Below are 16,027 nucleotides of genomic sequence, written 5' to 3'. Positions count from 1 at the left end.
CACCACCTGTACCGAAGCAGCGCCCGTCAAGGCACTACGCGCCATGCCTGGCGCACAACGACAAAACCCGCTTTGGCTTACACCTTAGCGGGTTTATTCGTATATGGCGGACGCGGGAGGATTGCTGGCGGCTTCCTGCCGCCAGCCCTGCGGGCCAGCTGAAGCTGTCCTGATTTGCTCCTGGCAAATCAGTCGAACCTGCGGAGCTTCTCACCCTCCCGCTAATGGAGCATAGCGCTAAAACGACAAAACCCGCTTTGGCTTACACCTTAGCGGGTTTCTTCGTATATGGCGGACGCGGGAGGATTGCTGGCGGCGTCCTACCGCCAGCCCTACGGGCCAGCTGAAGCTGTCCTGATTTGCTCCCGGCAAATCAGTCGAACCTGCGGAGCTTCTCACCCTCCCGCTAATGGAGCATAGCGCTAAATCGACAAAACCCGCTTTGGCTTACACCTTAGCGGGTTTCTTCGTATATGGCGGACGCGGGAGGATTCGAACCTCCGACCGCTCGGTTCGTAGCCGAGTACTCTATCCAGCTGAGCTACGCGTCCTGAAAAGCGATGGTACTGCACACAGTTTATAGTGAATGGCGGACGCGGGAGGATTCGAACCTCCGACCGCTCGGTTCGTAGCCGAGTACTCTATCCAGCTGAGCTACGCGTCCAATTCACTATAAAATGGCGGAGAAAGAGGGATTCGAACCCTCGATAGAGTTTCCCCTATACACCCTTAGCAGGGGTGCGCCTTCAGCCACTCGGCCATTTCTCCGCGCTGTGTTGCGGCGTGTATATTAAAGTCTCAGGAAAATAAGTCAAACAATTTTTCGGTGGGGCGGGCTTGTTTGCCGACCTTTTAAGCAATCCATCATCTTACAGATGATTTAAGCGCTCAATTTCTTCTAAGCGCAACTATCAAGCTCAGGCATTGCCCTCATCATCCGGCGATTTTTCTGCCTGGATGCGCATGTAAATTTCTTCACGGTGAACGGATACTTCTTTTGGTGCATTCACGCCAATGCGTACCTGATTTCCTTTCACACCCAAAACTGTCACGGTGACTTCATCACCAATCATCAGCGTTTCACCAACCCGTCGTGTAAGAATAAGCATTCGTTTGCTCCTATTTCCTTGTTTTCGGTCCAGTTCTGCTACTGGCATCCTGAAAAAGTGCTCTATCATAACTCAGCTGACAGCGGAAAGAAAAGCAACCGTAGGTTTTACGACAAAAATTAACCACAGTTATCGGGTATCTTTCCGGCACCGCCTTTGAGTGTAGCAAAAATGCTGCAGCTATGATGTGAATAATAAGTTGCTGATGCAGATTATTTTACATACTCCGCACCAGCCGTTATGGATCAACCTTAAGCGCTCAGTTGCTGCTCAATCACCTCGGCGGCTTGCTGCAACACAGCTGGTAATGCTGCAATATCACTGCCACCTGCCTGAGCCATATCCGGCCGCCCTCCCCCTTTGCCACCTAACTGCTCTGCAGCCCAGCCAACCAGCTTACCGGCATGCACCTTGGCGGTGAGATCCTGGGTAACACCGGCAATCAAACTGATTTTGCCATCATTGACTGTGGCCAACAGCAAGACACCTGATCCCAGCTTGTTTTTCAGCTCATCCAGCATCGTTCGTAACGTTTTGGCCTCTACTTGCGGCAACTCAGTAATCAGCACCTTGCTGCCAGCAATCAACTGGACCTGATCCAACAGGGAGCTGCCCGCCTGACTGGCCAGCTTTTGTTTCAATTGATCGATATCTTTTTCTAACTGTCTGCTGCGATCCAAGCTTTGCTGCACACGCTCCGCAATAGAAAACAGATCGCCTTTCAACGCACTAGCGACACCTTGCGCCTGCTGCTCCAGCTGATGCAACCAAGTGATGGCCTGCATGCCGGTAACCGCTTCAATACGACGCACTCCTGCAGCTATGCCGCCTTCCGACACAATCTTAAACAGACCAATGTCTCCGGTATTCTTCACGTGCGTGCCGCCACACAGCTCGACCGAGAACGGGCTCATGGTCAACACCCGCACATCATCATCGTATTTCTCACCAAACAGCGCCATGGCACCAGCCGCTTTCGCTGCTTCCAGGCTCATCAGCTCGGTCTGCACCGGGTGGTTGGCCTGAATATGCTGATTTACCAACACTTCCACGGCTTGCAGCTGCGCAGCACTGATGGCTTCGTAATGCGAAAAGTCAAAACGAAAGCGCTCCGGTCCAACCAATGAACCTTTTTGCGTCACATGCTCCCCAAGCACCGAGCGCAAGGCAGCATGTACCAGGTGAGTTGCCGAGTGATTCTGCCGAATGGCCTGGCGACGCGCTTCATCGATCTGAGCCTGTACCGCGGCTCCAACCGCCAATTGCCCTTTGAGTTTGCCTTTATGCGCGTGGGCTTTGCCCAGCTTGATGGTATCGGTCACACTGAACACACTGCCATCGGCCAGGGTTAAGCTGCCGGTATCGCCAATCTGGCCACCAGACTCGGCGTAAAAAGGCGTTTGGTCAAGCACAACCAAAGCCTCCTCACCATCCTGTAACTGCTGGCAGGCTTTGCCATCGCGCAGAATTTCCAGCACTTTGGCGTTACCATGTTCTTGCTGATACCCGGTAAAATCAGTGATCTGCTTGCTGGTGAGCTGTGCATTGTAATCCATACCAAACTGACTGGCTTGTTGAGCACGTTGCCGCTGCTGAGCCATTTCTGCATCAAAGCCAGCCTGATCGACCGTAACGCCTTGCTCACGCGCCACATCATTGGTTAAATCGACCGGGAAACCATAGGTGTCGTACAATTTAAACACCAGATCGCCGGGCAAGACCTTGCCATCCAACTGCTGCAGCGCGTCTTGCAGCATAGTCAGGCCGCGTTGTAAGGTTTTACCAAACTGCTCTTCTTCAATACGCAGTAACTTTTCAATCACAGCTTGCTTGGCAGCAAGTTCCGGGTAAGCCTCTCCCATCTGGGCAACCAGTGCCGACACCAGTTTATGGAAAAAGGCACCTTCCGCGCCCAGTTGATGACCGTGGCGTACAGCCCGGCGAATAATACGACGCAGCACGTAACCACGCCCCTCGTTCGATGGCTGCACACCATCCACCATCAAAAAAGCGCAGCTGCGGATATGATCGGCTATCACTCGCAGCGATTTGTTGCTTAAGTCTTTCGCCCCGGTGACTTCAGCGGCAGCGGCAATCAAAGCCTGAAAGATGTCGATTTCATAGTTGCTATGCACACCCTGCAAAATGGCGGCAATCCGCTCCAGCCCCATGCCGGTATCCACGCTGGGTTTTGGCAAAGGCTCCATCCGGCCATCGGCATGACGGTTAAACTGCATAAAGACGATGTTCCAGATCTCAATAAAGCGATCACCATCCTCTTCCGGGCTGCCCGGAGGCCCACCCCAGATCTCTGCACCATGATCGTAAAACACTTCGGTACAAGGGCCGCAGGGGCCGGTATCACCCATAGCCCAGAAGTTATCTGAGGCGTAAGGGGCCCCTTTGTTGTCACCGATACGAATCACTTTCTCCGCTGGCAAACCAATCTGTTTGGTCCAGATATCAAAGGCTTCATCATCACTGGCATAGACCGTGACCAACAGCTTGTCAGCCGGAAGCGCCAACTCTTTGGTAAGAAACTCCCAGGCATAGGCGATGGCTTCTTGCTTGAAATAATCACCAAAACTAAAGTTGCCCAGCATTTCAAAAAAGGTGTGATGCCGTGCGGTATAGCCGACATTTTCCAGGTCGTTGTGTTTACCACCGGCCCGAACGCAACGCTGCGCCGACGTCGCCCGGTTGTAGGAGCGAGGATCTTGCCCAAGGAACACATCTTTAAAAGGCACCATGCCAGCATTGGTAAACAATAAAGTGGCATCATTGCCTGGGATCAGGGAAGCGCTCGGCACAATTTGATGGCCTTTGCTGGCAAAGTAATCCAGAAAGGCATTGCGGATAGCGGACGATGTCATGCTCATGGTGGTTTCCTAACTTCTGTTGTATTTGAGTACGGCGCTGCAATCTTCCGGGTAGAATCCCCGTTGCTGCAAATAACGCAGCCGCTTGGCGCGCTCATTGGCACTGGTAATGGCACTGCCCGCGTATTTTTTCAAGTAGATGCTCTGTGCCAGCGCAAGCCAGTCCGGCTCTAACTGAGCCAGCTGCTGCTCTAACAGCGGCATACTGACGCCATGACGCCGGCACTCCTGTTGAATGTAAAGCGGCCCATAGCCTTTTGCCATACGTGAGCGCAGCAACATCTCGACAAAACGGGCATCGCTTTGATAGTTCTCAGCCTGGCACCATATTATCACCTGCTGAACCAGCTGGTCATCTGCCGTTTTGGCTTGCAATCGCTGCTGCAACTGCTGCGAACTGTATTCACGCCTGGCTAGCAGTTGCAGCGCTGACTTTTTTAACTCTTTGAGGGTCATGCCTCATACTTCCAGCACATCAGGATCGGACTTATTCTGCTGATCCGAAGGACCCGATTTGCCAGGATCTACATTAAAGATATCCTGAAAGGATATAAAGAAAGCGATGCTAATCAATGGCAGGACCACTATCATACCAAGCAACATGGTAGGCACAGTCGCCAAACAAAGTGCCAGTGCAACCATGCCAAACAGCAGCAATGGCAGCAGGTTACGCCAACAGGCAACCAGACTGCCCATCAGAGCTGACAGCAACCGTTTCTCCGGCAAAAAATACAAAATGGCTACGGCGTAGCTAAACATCATCCAGATCATGGCCGTGCAAAACACAAACAACAGCACCAGACTAAAATCCAGTTGCTCGGCCGCTAATTGCTGGGTCAGGTGCTCCCCCAAAAGACTCAATGGAATAGCCAACAATAAATTCAGCGCCGCCAACTGCAAAAACAAGGGCCGAAACTCTGCCTGTTGCAGCGGCCGGAACAACCAACCAAAGCTAACTGTCTCGCCCCGCTGCACGGCCATAATCACACTGTACAACCCGGCAGTAATAAAAGGGTTCAGAAAAAGGGTAATCATGAAGAGTACCGGGTTCATTGAACCCAGCAAATTAAGCAACAACACAAAAGACAGCAATTGGATCCAAAGCCAGGGAGCTTGCCGGAACAGTTGCCAGGCCTGTTTAACCCAGTACAAGGCGGACAATACGGGACGACTACGAATCATTTCAAACACAGAACCAGAATGCTGCACGAAGTATCCTCACCAACCATTATGCCAGAAAGTAATTTAAGGCTTATCAGTGGTGGCTATCATACTGGAAAAAAGTGTCAACGTCAGGAGATACTGCGGGAAAAAGCTGTCCTCTTATGGGCTCAACCCTGCAGCTTGGTATTGATTGACGGAGCCAAAAAACTCCAGCTGCATCCGGCTGTAGTCTGAGTGGCTAAACAACTGCTGCAACGCCTTGTCAAAACTTAGCTGCAAGCTCTGCTCACGAAAAGCTGCCCGGTAATCACTGGGCGGAAATAAGGTGTGTAGCTGGATAGGTTGTGAGTCATCACTGACCCGGCGGAAATAATGAAAAATATTGATGTCCATCACCGCAGCATCAATCCGGCCAGCCAGCAGCATATCTACCTGGGTTTTCTGATTGGTGGTTTCCTGGTAGCGACTGGAGTTTTGCGCCATCACGCCAAACTCATCCCCCAGCACAATTTTGGCATTCTGAAATGCCACTACACTCAGGCGCTGCATATCCTGGGCATGCTGAACAACCAGTTCTTTTTCACGCAAGGTGATCACCGCATTTTGATACCGGACATAAGGCTGGCTATAGAACAGTTCGGTCGGATGGTCTGGAAGGCGCTGTAAAGTGGCAACATCACCATGCCCCTGCTCCAGCAGGTAACGGATACGCGCATTGGGGACGTGCAAAAATACTGCATCATACCCCATGCGATGACTGACCTCCCGCAGCAGCTCCAGTTCGAAGCCGGTACCATCCTGCAACTGAATGTAGGGTGGTTTATCCATCCCAACCAAAAAGGTCAGCGTACGTTCAGCCAGGGCAGATACACTAAAAAAGAATAACACAATCCCAAGCAGGAGTGGCATGCGTAAAGCCCTCAAAGTCATCATGACCTTAAGTATAGTCAGGAATTGTGTTTAAAAGCATTGCAGCTTATCTTTAATGTGTAAAATACGTGGGCTGCCTAACCATTGGTATTATCTGGATGCATAAAGTTTTTATCAGCAGCATACTCATCTTGCTTCTGTCTTTGCCAGCATACAGCTGTCAATTACGCATGGGAGCTGACAGTTCTTTTCCGCCCCACCTGAATCCCAACGGCAGCGGTTGGCAAGGCTTGTCCATTGAACTTGCCAGAGCCTTAGCCGAAGAAGCAGGCTGTGAGCTGGTGATCTACCAATCCCCCTGGCGCCGCTCGCTGCAACTGATTGCGCAGGGCCAGTTGGATATGCTAAGCCACCTTTCATTTTCAGAACAACGTCTGGCAGACTTTCGCTTTATCGGGCCACATCATCAGGAAACCGTAGTCTTAATAGGAGATCCCAAACGGTTGCCAGCACTGGAAAATCTACAACAACTGGCAACATGGCCTCAAGAGTTGCTACTGGCCATTTTAAATGGTGCCTACTATGGTGAGGCGTTTGAGCAGCTGATCGCGCTTGATGATTTTGGCCCCACCCTGGTGGAGATTCGCAGCCATGAAGATAAACTGGCTTTGCTGGATACAGGCAGAGTGGATGCCGTATTGGAAGATCAAAGCACTCTCTACCATTGGCGACAAACCGGCCAGATGCAGCATCGGAGTTATCAGCAATTGCTGGTGGTGTACCAAAACCCGGTCTATTTTGGCTTTAGCCGCCACACCATCTCTGAAGAGATGGCCATACGGCTTGATGAGGCCTGGCAACGCCTGTATCAACGCGGCAAACTACAGCAAATCCGGGCCCGTTATCTGCCCGAATTACCCTTACCTGCCCCGGCGGCGATTTTCTAAACCCGCCTCAACTTAATCCTGTAGATTGGGAGTAAGCCAAACCTCGGCTTCTTGCTCGCTCCAGCCTTTACGGCCGGCATAATCGGCCAGTTGATCGCGGCCAATTTTACTGACCGCAAAGTATTTGCTGTCCGGATGAGCCAGATACCAGCCGCTGACTGCAGCGCCTGGCCACATGGCATAGCTTTCAGTCAGCTGCATACCGGTTTGCGCTTCCACATCCAGCAACTGCCATAAAGTGCCTTTTTCGGTATGTTCCGGACACGCCGGATATCCGGGAGCTGGTCGTATGCCCTGATACAACTCACGAATCAACTGCTCATTTTCCAGTTGCTCATCGGCTGCATAGCCCCAGTACTCACGGCGGATCTTAAGGTGCAGATACTCTGCCAGCGCTTCAGCCAGCCGATCAGCCAATGCTTTGACCAGGATGCTGTTGTAATCATCATGCGCTGCAGCAAATTCAGCGGCAAATTCATCGGCACCAAAACCGGTACTCACCGCAAAAGCCCCGATGTAATCAGCCACACCGCTGCCGACCGGCGCAATAAAGTCACTCAAGCAACTGTTGGGGATCTGGTTCCGCAGTTGCAACTGCTGACGCAATTGATGCAGACGACACCGTTCGGTACTGCGGCCCTCATCCGTGTAGACAATAATATCGTCGCCATCGCTGTTGGCCGGAAACAGACCGAACACCGCCTTGCCCTGAATGCGCTTGCTGCCAATCATCTGATCCAGCATGGTATTGGCATCCGCCAATAATTTGCGGGCTTCCATGCCAACTTCCGGGTGATTTAAAATGGCCGGGTATTTGCCCGACAACTGCCAGGTCATAAAAAACGGCGTCCAGTCGATGTAATCACGCAGTTGCTGCAAATCCACATCGGCCCAGAGGTGCACACCCGGTTGTTTTGGGGCTGGCGCTACCCTGGTTAGATCCAGCTGAAACTTATTGGCCCGAGCCTCGGCTACACTCAGCATTTTCTGACCGGGGCGGCTGCGCTGATGCTGCTCACGAACTGTGATGTATTCCTGCTGAATGCGAGCCAGATAATCGGCTTTGCTGCTTTGACTGATCAAAGACTGCACTACCGAAACACTGCGCGAGGCATTGGGCACATAGACCACCCCATGCGGATAATGCGGTTCTATCTTCACCGCGGTGTGCACCTTGGAGGTAGTAGCGCCTCCGATCAGCAGCGGCAATTCAAAGCCAAGCCGAGACATTTCTTTCGCCACATGCACCATTTCATCCAGCGATGGGGTGATTAAGCCTGACAAGCCAATCACATCGACATTTTCATCTTTGGCCACCTGCAGCAACTTAGCGCAAGGCACCATCACACCCAAATCAATGACTTCAAAGTTGTTGCACTGCAGCACTACCCCGACAATGTTTTTGCCTATGTCGTGCACATCGCCTTTGACCGTGGCCAGCAAAATTTTACCCTGAGCCTGACCACCGGATTTTTCCGCTTCGATATAGGGCTGCAGGTAGGCCACCGCTTTTTTCATCACCCGGGCTGATTTGACCACCTGCGGCAGGAACATTTTGCCCTCACCAAACAAGTCGCCTACCACATTCATGCCATCCATCAGCGGGCCTTCGATCACATGCAGCGGCTTCTCCGCCTGCTGACGGGCTTCTTCGGTATCCTGCTCAATGTAATCGGTAATGCCCTTCACCAGCGCATGCTCCAGCCGCTTGGTTACCGGTAAGCTGCGCCAGGCATCATCCTGCTTCTCAGCCACGCTGCCATCGCCTTTAAACTCTGGCGCTATCTCCAGCAAACGCTCGGTGGCATCCTCGCGCCGGTTTAAGATGACGTCTTCGACCCGCTCACGCAGCAGCTCCGGGATATCGTCGTATACCGCCAATTGGCCGGCATTGACGATGCCCATATCCATGCCAGCAGCGATGGCATGGTACAAAAACACTGAGTGCATGGCCTCACGTACCGGATCATTGCCCCGAAACGAGAAGGAAATATTGGACACTCCGCCTGATATTTTGGCATAGGGGCACAAGCGTTTGATATCGCGGCAGGCCTCAATAAAGTCCACGGCGTAATTGTTGTGCTCTTCAATGCCGGTCGCCACCGCAAAAATATTGGGATCAAAGATGATGTCTTCCGGTGGAAAACCGACACTCTCTACCAGTAAACGATAGGCACGCTGACAAATCTCTACTTTGCGCGCTTTGGTATCAGCCTGGCCTACTTCATCAAACGCCATCACCACGGCGGCAGCACCATAACGACGGATGCGTCTGGCTTGCTCTAAAAAGGGTGCCTCACCTTCTTTGAGCGAAATGGAGTTGACGATAGCTTTGCCCTGAATGCATTTCAGCGCCGCTTCAATGATGTCCCATTTGGATGAGTCCACCATAATAGGTACCCGACAGATATCCGGCTCGCCTGCCAACAAACTGAGATAGCGCACCATGGCGGCCTTGCTATCCAGCATGGCTTCATCCATGTTGATGTCGATGATCTGGGCCCCATTCTCCACCTGTTGCCTGGCCACATCCAGCGCCGTTTCATAGTCACCATTTAAAATCAGTTTCTTAAAGCGCGCAGAGCCTGTGACATTGGTGCGTTCACCGATATTGATAAATCGTGCCTGTTGCTGCATTACCACTCCGGAGAAAAAGCTTCTAGGCCAGCCAGATTAAACTGATGGCTGACAGGTTTCGGTTGACGTGGCGCTACGCCAGCGACGGCTTCGGCAATGGTACGGATGTGCTCCGGCGTGGTGCCACAGCAGCCGCCGACAATATTGACAAAGCCTTGCTTTGCCCAATCTGCAATTTCTGCCGCCATCTCCTCAGCACCTAAGTCGTACTCGCCAAATTCATTTGGCAAACCGGCATTGGGATGCACTGAGACAAAGGCCTCAGATACCGTCGACAGCGCCTCGACATAGGGCCGCAGCAAATCAGGGCCCAGCGCACAATTCAGACCAAAACAGACCGGTTTTACATGCGCCAGCGAATGGTAAAAGGCTTCAGTGGTCTGCCCTGATAGTGTCCGGCCAGAGGCATCGGTGATGGTGCCAGAAATCATTACCGGCAGTTCAAAACCAAGCTCGTCAAAAACCTCCAATACAGCAAAAGCAGCGGCTTTGGCATTTAAGGTATCAAAGATGGTTTCCAGCATAATGATATCGGCCCCACCGTCAATCAAGGCATGGGTCGACTCTTTGTAAGCTGTCACCAGCTCATCGAAAGTCACATTGCGGTAGCCCGGATCATTCACATCCGGTGAAATCGAGGCGGTGCGATTGGTTGGCCCCAGCACACCAGCGACATAACGAGGCCGCTCCGGGGTCTGCGCGCTGATTTCATCACAGGCTTCACGGGCCAGTCGCGCAGATTCACGGTTGATACGAGCCGACAGTGCTTCCATCTGATAATCAGCCATGGCGATAGTAGTGGCATTGAAGCTGTTGGTCTCCACAATATCGGCACCGGCCAACAGATATTGCCGGTGTATCGAGCGAATGATGTCCGGTTGAGTCAGTACCAACAGGTCATTGTTGCCTTTTAAATCAGTCGGCCAATTGGCAAACTCGCTACCGCGGTAATCGGCTTCCTGCAACTGATGCGCCTGGATCATGGTGCCCATGGCGCCATCCAGGATCAGGATCCGCTGCGCTAACAGAGCACGCAGCTGCTCAGGGGTCAATCGTGCTTTGCTCATGAAACCTCACTTCCTGCCAATAGCACCCAAGTCAAAAGGGGTGGCCTGATAGACATAATAGTTTAACCAGTTGCTGAATAACAAAAAGGCATGGCTCTGCCATAACTTTAGGGGCGAACGGCTGGGATCATCCTGCGGAAAATAGTGCTCTGGGATCTTCGGGTTTAACCCGGCAGCCAGATCGCGTTGGTATTCATCCGCTAAGGTATTCACATCGTACTCCGGGTGGCCGGTGACAAAGACCCGGCTGCCGCTGCTGTTCTGCAGCAAATAAGGACCAGTCACATCGGACTCGGCCAGAATATGCAAATCATCGTGCTGCGAAAAACGCTGCTTGGGGACCTGGGCGTAGCGCGAATGCGGTACCTTAAACTCATCGTCAAAACCACGCACCAGCGGACACAGTGGCTGCTTCAGTTGCTGAGCATAGACCCCGGATAGCTTGTCGCCACGAATTTCACGCTGCAAACCATAGTAATGATACAAAGCAGCATGCGCCGCCCAGCATAAAAATAAGGTGGATGTTACGTGATTATCAGCCCAGCTTAAGATCCCTTCCAGCTGATCCCAGTAAGTGACATCTTCATAATCAACCAAGCCAAGCGGTGCCCCGGTGATAATCAGGCCATCGTACTTTTGATCTGCAACCTGAGAGAAATAGCGGTAAAAGCAATTTAAGTGGCTTTCCGGCGTATGCTTGCTGACATGATCATCGAGACGCAATAGCTCCACATCTACCTGCAGCGGTGAATTGGCCAGTAAACGCAACAACTGAATTTCAGTGGTAATTTTGTTGGGCATCAGATTCAAAATGGCAATGCGCTGCGGCCGGATATCCTGGCTGGCTGCCCGGCTCTCGGTCATGACAAACACATTCTCTGCTGACAAAGCGCCCACGGCAGGCAACTGATCGACCACTTTGATTGGCATAACGACTCCATTCCCACTGAAAACAATGGATGAAGTGTGCGAAAAAACCAACCGAAAGTCAACTTCTAAACGTATAGACGTCCAAATTAATAAGAGTAATCACACCATCGGATAGCAGCCATATCTTTTATCCAAAAAAATGCCAGCACTAGGCTGGCATCTTTTGATGCACAATGATGACTTACTCTTCAGCTGGCAATTCTTCTGCGTTCTCTAACGCAGCTTTTTTGATGGTTTCTGGTTTTAACAACAAACGATTGCGCAATTCGGCTTCAATTTCATTGGCAATAGCCGGATTGTCCAACAAAAACTTCATCGCATTGGCTTTACCCTGGCCAATTTTATTGCCCTGATAGGCATACCAGGCACCGGATTTATCCACAAGCTTTTCCTGCACGCCCAGATCGAGCAGCTCGCCCTGCTTATTGATGCCCTGACCATAGGTAATGATAAACTCAGCTTGTTTAAAGGGTGGTGCTACTTTGTTTTTCACCACTTTAACCCGGGTCTCGTTGCCGATGATTTCATCGCCATCTTTCACCGAACCGATACGGCGGATATCCAATCGCACCGAAGCATAGAACTTCAGTGCATTACCACCTGTGGTAGTTTCCGGGTTGCCGAACATTACACCGATTTTCATCCGGATTTGGTTGATAAAAATACACAGGGTATTGGAGCGCTTGATATTGGCGGTCAGTTTACGCAAGGCTTGCGACATTAAGCGGGCCTGCAAGCCCATATGGCTGTCGCCCATATCGCCTTCGATTTCCGCTTTCGGCGTTAAAGCTGCCACCGAGTCAACAATCACCACATCAACCGCGGCTGAGCGCACCAGCATATCGCAGATTTCCAGTGCCTGCTCACCGGTATCCGGTTGTGATACCAGTAAGTCGTCGACATTCACCCCCAGCTTAGCGGCATACACCGGATCGAGCGCATGCTCGGCATCGATAAAGGCACAGGTCTTACCGGCGCGCTGCGCTTCGGCAATCACCTGCAAAGTCAGGGTGGTTTTACCGGATGACTCAGGCCCGTAGATCTCCACAATACGACCATACGGCAAGCCGCCAATGCCAAGCGCGATATCCAGCCCCAGCGACCCCGTCGACACAGAGGCAATATCCAGCGCCGTGCTGTCACCCAGTCGCATAATCGAGCCTTTACCGAACTGACGTTCAATTTGGCCTAAGGCGGCGGCCAGCGCTTTTTGTTTATTGTCGTCCATTGATGACTCCCGAAAAATTAGATTGGGCTGAATGCTGTATGAGCATACAGTAGTTTAGTTTGCGCTTGCTGTCAACAACCGGATGCTTTGTTGTAGCGCGAAATCGATGGCTTGCTGACGAATGTCTGCCCGCTCTCCGGTAAAAAGTTGCTGATTGCTGGTACAAAGCCCGCGCAACCAAAAAGCAAAACACACCGTCCCCACCGGCTTGTGCTCAGAGCCGCCTCCAGGCCCGGCGATGCCGGAAATTGCAATGGCCAAATCAGCACCGGCTGCTTTGGCTGCACCGGCCGCCATTTCCTGCACCGTTTGCAGGCTAACCGCACCATGCTGCTGCAGGGTTTGCACATCCACCGCTAATAATTGCTGTTTGGATTTGTTACTATAGGTGACAAAACTGCGATCCAGATACGCAGAGCTACCGGCCACAGCGGTTAGGTTGTAAGCTAAGCCACCGCCGGTACAGGATTCCGCCGCCGTCACCATCAGCTGTTGCTCGATCAATAACTGGCCCAGTGTCTGCGCCAGTTGCAAGGTGTCGGTGGTGGTGCTCATAGCAATCCAAATGCAAGGAATTTGACACCATTATGCCGTCCACCACAGCCCTGGGGCAAGCTGCCAGTACCCATACCCCGATGATGCAACAATATCTGGGGTTAAAAGCCCAGCATCCGGATATTCTACTGTTCTACCGTATGGGCGATTTTTACGAGCTGTTTTATGACGATGCGAAAAAGGCAGCCCGCCTGCTGGATATCTCGCTGACCAAGCGTGGCCAAAGTGGTGGCCAGCCGATCCCGATGGCTGGCGTGCCCTACCATGCCGTCGAATCCTACCTGGCCCGGCTGGTGCAGCTCGGTGAGTCGGTCGCTATTTGTGAGCAGATTGGCGATCCTGCGACCAGCAAAGGCCCGGTTGAACGTCAGGTCGTGCGTATTGTCACGCCCGGCACGGTCACCGATGAAGCCCTGATGCAGGAGCGGCGTGATACCCTGCTGGGCAGCCTGGTGCAGCACAAGGATCAGTTTGGCCTGGCCTGGCTGGATTTGGCCAGTGGCCGTTTTTTGCTGCAGCAATTAAGTACAGAAAGTGATGTGCAGGCTTTATTGCAGCGGCTGCAACCGGCCGAACTCTTGTACAGTGAGGAACTAGCCGCTCCACAGCTGCTGCCGGCGCGCTGCAGCAACCGACGCCGCCCGGTCTGGGAGTTTGAAGCCGAGACTGCCCGGCGTTTGTTGTGCCAGCAATTTGGCACCAAGGATTTGCTGAGCTTTGGCGTAGAAGATGCCCCGGTGGGCCTGATGGCTGCGGGCTGTTTAATGCAGTATGTCAAAGACACCCAGCGCAGCCAGTTGCCGCATATCCGCGCCATCGCCAAAGAACAAAGCGATGACTATATCGTGCTGGATGCCGCCACCCGGCGCAACCTTGAGCTGACGCAAAACCTGGCCGGCGGCCGCGAACATACCTTGCTGGATGTACTGGATCAGACGCAAACCGCCATGGGCTCGCGTTTGTTGCAGCGCTGGATCCATGCACCGCTGCGCCAGCAGCAGCGCATCACAGAGCGCCTGCAAGCGGTAACCGAGCTGACAGACTGCTACCCGGAGCTACAGCCGCAACTAAAGCACATTGGAGATATCGAGCGGGTGATTGCCCGTATTGCCTTACGCTCTGCCCGGCCGCGCGATTTTGCAAGGCTGCGCCAGGCACTGCAACAACTGCCCGAATTGCACCCATTGGCCAGCAGTTGGCGCAGCCCTTTGCTGAGCACACTGGCCAGCCAGACCGAACCCTTGCCAGAGCTTTGCGCTTTGCTGGAACGCGCCATTGTTGAACAGCCGCCCGTGCTGATCCGCGATGGCGGTGTCATTGCTTCAGGTTATCATGAAGAGCTGGATCATTGGCGGGCACTGGCGACCGGTGCCACCGATTACCTGCAGCAACTGGAAAGCCGTGAAAAAGAGCGCACCGGTATCAGTTCACTCAAAGTCGGTTTTAACCGGGTGCATGGTTATTACATTGAAATTGGCCGTGGCTCGGATCATAAAGTACCGGCAGACTACATTCGCCGCCAAACACTGAAAAATAACGAGCGTTTTATTATCCCGGAGCTGAAAGAATACGAAGACAAGGTTCTAGGCAGCCAAAGCAAAGCGCTGGCGCTGGAAAAGCAGCTGTACGATGCGCTGTTTGATCAGGTTCTACCGCAACTGGCCGAGCTGCAACAGCTGGCAACAGCATTGGCGCAACTGGATGTCTTGAGTACCTTTGCCGAGCGCGCTGATGTGCTGAATTACCAACAGCCGGAGCTTCAAGCTGCCACTGGTATCCAGATTGAGCAAGGACGCCATCCGGTGGTTGAGCAGGTCATGCAGGAGCCTTTTATTGCCAACCCACTGCAACTGTCGCCAAAGCGACGTATGCTGCTGATCACGGGCCCCAACATGGGCGGTAAATCCACCTATATGCGCCAGACTGCGCTAATCGTTCTGATGGCCGCTATTGGCAGTTATGTCCCCGCCGAGCGGGCGGTGATAGGCCCAATCGATCGGATCTTTACCCGGGTTGGCGCGTCGGATGATCTGGCCTCCGGTCGCTCGACCTTTATGGTAGAAATGACCGAAACCGCCACCATTTTGCACCACGCCACCCCACACAGCCTGGTACTGATGGATGAAGTGGGCCGCGGTACCAGCACCTACGATGGGTTATCACTGGCCTGGGCCTGCGCTGACTATCTGGCCCGGCAATTAAAAGCCATGACCTTGTTTGCCACCCACTACTTTGAACTGACACAACTGGCCGATGAACTGGAAGGGCTGGCCAATGTGCATTTCGATGCGGTTGAGCATGGCGATACCATTGCTTTTATGCACCATGTGCAGGAAGGAGCCGCCAGTAAAAGCTTTGGCTTGCAGGTCGCACAACTGGCCGGTGTGCCCAAGGTGGTGATCCAGCAAGCCAGACGCAAGTTGCAACAATTGAAGCAGGCCGAGCCAACGGCAGCAACCAGTTCAAAGCCGGTAGCCGCAACGCAACTGGACCTGCTGGCCCCGGAGCATCCGGTACTGCAGCAACTGCGCAGCATCAATCCGGACGACCTCAGCGCCCGCCAGGCGTTGGATCTGCTGTATCAGTTGCAGGCGCAATTGGCCGATTGAAGCCCACAATAAAAAAGCGCCTTTTGGCGCTT

General features: G+C 52.9%; 12 protein-coding genes, 3 tRNA genes and 1 other RNA gene. 2 read left to right on the top strand and 14 right to left on the bottom strand.

Features of this window, described 5'->3' with window-relative positions:
* Positions 1-104 precede the first annotated feature (104 nt).
* The 9 genes from QWY20_RS13855 to QWY20_RS13815 all read right to left on the bottom strand — a co-directional run bounded on the left by QWY20_RS13855 (position 105) and on the right by QWY20_RS13815 (position 6,061).
* Positions 105-235: non-coding RNA, RtT sRNA (locus QWY20_RS13855), on the bottom strand.
* Between the two features lie 239 nt (positions 236-474).
* Positions 475-551: transfer RNA gene (locus tag QWY20_RS13850), tRNA-Arg, on the bottom strand.
* 36 nt (positions 552-587) lie between these two features.
* A tRNA-Arg gene (locus tag QWY20_RS13845) sits at positions 588-664 on the bottom strand.
* Between the two features lie 14 nt (positions 665-678).
* Positions 679-768, bottom strand: a tRNA-Ser gene (locus tag QWY20_RS13840).
* A 149-nt stretch (positions 769-917) separates the two neighbouring features.
* Entirely contained in the window at positions 918-1,109 is a 192-nt protein-coding gene (csrA, locus tag QWY20_RS13835) for a carbon storage regulator CsrA (RefSeq protein WP_330129599.1), read from the bottom strand.
* A gap of 251 nt (positions 1,110-1,360) precedes the next feature.
* Positions 1,361-3,988, bottom strand: a complete 2,628-nt coding sequence (gene alaS / locus QWY20_RS13830) for an alanine--tRNA ligase (RefSeq protein ID WP_330129598.1) — start codon at positions 3,986-3,988, stop codon at positions 1,361-1,363.
* Between the two features lie 9 nt (positions 3,989-3,997).
* Positions 3,998-4,444, bottom strand: coding sequence for a regulatory protein RecX (locus QWY20_RS13825; protein ID WP_330129597.1), 447 nt, complete (start codon positions 4,442-4,444; stop codon positions 3,998-4,000).
* A gap of 3 nt (positions 4,445-4,447) precedes the next feature.
* Positions 4,448-5,197, bottom strand: coding sequence for a hypothetical protein (locus QWY20_RS13820; RefSeq protein WP_330129596.1), 750 nt, complete (start codon positions 5,195-5,197; stop codon positions 4,448-4,450).
* A 114-nt stretch (positions 5,198-5,311) separates the two neighbouring features.
* Positions 5,312-6,061 carry a substrate-binding periplasmic protein gene (locus tag QWY20_RS13815; RefSeq protein ID WP_330129595.1) on the bottom strand — a complete coding sequence of 250 codons (750 nt, stop codon included), beginning with the start codon at positions 6,059-6,061 and terminating at the stop codon, positions 5,312-5,314.
* 119 nt (positions 6,062-6,180) lie between these two features.
* Between QWY20_RS13815 and QWY20_RS13810 the strand changes: the two genes are divergently transcribed.
* A complete protein-coding gene (locus QWY20_RS13810) occupies positions 6,181-6,969 on the top strand; it encodes a substrate-binding periplasmic protein (protein WP_330129594.1) in 789 nt (262 codons plus the stop codon).
* 12 nt (positions 6,970-6,981) lie between these two features.
* On the opposite strand, the gene metH is transcribed toward QWY20_RS13810, so the two are convergent.
* The 5 genes from metH to QWY20_RS13785 form a co-directional block, all read right to left on the bottom strand.
* Positions 6,982-9,606 carry a methionine synthase gene (metH, locus tag QWY20_RS13805; RefSeq protein ID WP_330129593.1) on the bottom strand — a complete coding sequence of 875 codons (2,625 nt, stop codon included), beginning with the start codon at positions 9,604-9,606 and terminating at the stop codon, positions 6,982-6,984.
* Positions 9,606-10,673, bottom strand: a complete 1,068-nt coding sequence (locus QWY20_RS13800) for a homocysteine S-methyltransferase family protein (protein WP_330129592.1) — start codon at positions 10,671-10,673, stop codon at positions 9,606-9,608. The genes metH and QWY20_RS13800 overlap by 1 nt, the downstream gene beginning before the upstream one ends.
* A 6-nt stretch (positions 10,674-10,679) precedes the next feature.
* Complete coding sequence (locus tag QWY20_RS13795; protein WP_330129591.1) at positions 10,680-11,603, bottom strand: homoserine O-succinyltransferase; 924 nt, start codon at positions 11,601-11,603, stop codon at positions 10,680-10,682.
* 181 nt (positions 11,604-11,784) lie between these two features.
* Positions 11,785-12,831, bottom strand: coding sequence for a recombinase RecA (recA, locus tag QWY20_RS13790; protein ID WP_330129590.1), 1,047 nt, complete (start codon positions 12,829-12,831; stop codon positions 11,785-11,787).
* 54 nt (positions 12,832-12,885) lie between these two features.
* Positions 12,886-13,386: a CinA family protein gene (locus QWY20_RS13785; RefSeq protein WP_330129589.1), complete on the bottom strand. Its 501-nt coding sequence runs from the start codon at positions 13,384-13,386 to the stop codon at positions 12,886-12,888.
* Between the two features lie 32 nt (positions 13,387-13,418).
* On the opposite strand from QWY20_RS13785, the gene mutS reads away from it, so the two are divergent.
* Complete coding sequence (gene mutS / locus QWY20_RS13780; protein WP_330129588.1) at positions 13,419-15,995, top strand: DNA mismatch repair protein MutS; 2,577 nt, start codon at positions 13,419-13,421, stop codon at positions 15,993-15,995.
* Positions 15,996-16,027: the final 32 nt, after the last annotated feature.

It is taken from the genome of Alkalimonas cellulosilytica (genome assembly GCF_036325985.1).
Taxonomy (GTDB): domain Bacteria; phylum Pseudomonadota; class Gammaproteobacteria; order Enterobacterales; family Alteromonadaceae; genus Alkalimonas; species Alkalimonas cellulosilytica.
This window is presented reverse-complemented; position numbering and strand designations above follow the sequence as displayed.